Source organism: Leisingera sp. F5 (genome assembly GCF_001593695.1).
This window is the reverse complement of sequence record NZ_LUKH01000848.1, coordinates 1-1573: the sequence shown is the minus strand read 5'-3', so window position 1 is coordinate 1573 and position 1573 is coordinate 1. Positions and strand designations below refer to the sequence as shown.

At 63.8% G+C, this 1573-nt stretch carries 1 protein-coding gene and 1 pseudogene; one reads left to right on the top strand and one right to left on the bottom strand.

From position 1 onward, the window contains the following. On the top strand, positions 1 to 1283 hold a 1283-nt coding region (locus tag A2I95_RS36700), incomplete at its 5' end, for an ABC transporter substrate-binding protein (RefSeq protein ID WP_291737412.1). Positions 1284 to 1420: 137 nt separating this feature from the next. Here the strand turns inward: A2I95_RS36700 and A2I95_RS36695 are convergent. Then, a pseudogene (locus A2I95_RS36695) lies at positions 1421 to 1573 on the bottom strand (acetoin utilization protein AcuC); the annotation flags it as partial.

Here is a 1573-nt window from a genome sequence, read left to right as displayed (position 1 = left end):
ATGGCTCTGTGGTGCCGGGGCTCGCGGAAAGCTGGGAGATTTCCGAAGACGGCACCGTCTATACGTTCAAGCTGCGTGAAGGAGTGACCTTTCACGACGGCAGCGCGATGGATGCGGAGGACGTGAAATTCTCGCTCGACCGCGCCCGGGGGGAAGACAGCACCAACGCGCAAAAGGCGCTGTTTGAGGGGATCACGGCCGTGAATGCGGTGGACCCGCAGACTGTGCAGATCACGCTGGACGCGCCGAACGGCAGCCTTCTGTTCAACCTCGCCTGGGGTGATGCGGTGATCGTGGCGCCGGAAAGCATCGACGGCATCAAGACCGATCCCGTCGGTACCGGCGCCTATACCTTCCAGGAGTGGGTGCAGGGCGACCGCATCACGCTGGCGCGCAATCCGGAGTACTGGGGCGATCAGCCCGCGCTGGCATCTGCCACTTTCAAATTCATATCCGACCCGACCGCTGCCTTTGCCGCGATGATGGCGGAGGATATCGACGCCTTCGACAACTTCCCGGCGCCGGAGAACCTGCCACAGTTCGAGGCCGACCCGCGGTTCCAGGTCCTTGTAGGCTCTACTGAAGGGGAAACGATCCTTTCGACCAACAACAAGCAGCCCCCTTTTGACGATGTGCGCGTGCGCCAGGCGCTGGCCCATGCCATCGACCGGCAATCCATCATCGACGGTGCCATGTTTGGGTACGGCACCCCGATCGGGACGCATTTTGCACCGCACAACCCGGCTTACAGGGATCTGACCGGCCACTCTGCCCATGACCCAGACAAGGCCAGGGCGCTGCTGGCCGAAGCGGGCTTTGCCGATGGCTTCGAGACCACCCTGCACCTGCCGCCGCCCTCTTATGCCCGACGGGGCGGCGAGATTGTCGCCGCGCAATTGGCCACCGTGGGGATCAAGGCTGAGATCATCAACGTGGAATGGGCGCAATGGCTGGAAAGCGTGTTCCGCGGCAAAAGCTTTGGCCTGACCATCATCAGCCATACCGAGCCGATGGATATCGGCATCTATGCCCGGCCCGAGTATTACTTTCAGTATGACAGCAAACCATTTCAGGAGCTGATGGCCAAGCTGAACGCGACCACCGATCCGGAGGCCCGCACCGCGATCCTGCAGGAAGCGCAGGAGAAAATTTCGGCAGATTACGTCAACGGCTACCTGTTCCAGCTGGCCAAGCTGGGCGTGGCCAAGGCGGGGCTGCAGGGATTGTGGGAGAACGCGCCCACCGCCGCCATCGACCTGAGCGCGCTGAGCTGGGCGGAATAGACCCAGCTTGCAACTGATCGCCCGGCCGGCAGGCCGGGCAGCGCCCGGACCGCCCCCGTCAAACCAAAGGTTTGCATCCGGCAAAACGGGGAGGACGCATCCGCCCCCTCCCAGGCTCGGGCGCTGCCCTCAACGCATCACAGCCTGCGTCTTTCCCGCAGATACGCCACCCGCTCCCGGATTTCCGTCCGCACTTCCCCGCCGCGCGGCTGATCGCGCAGCGTGGTGAACCAATGCTCCGGCGGGTTGCGGCCCAGGCGGTTGCCGTTGAACTCCAGCCCGCGCAGCAC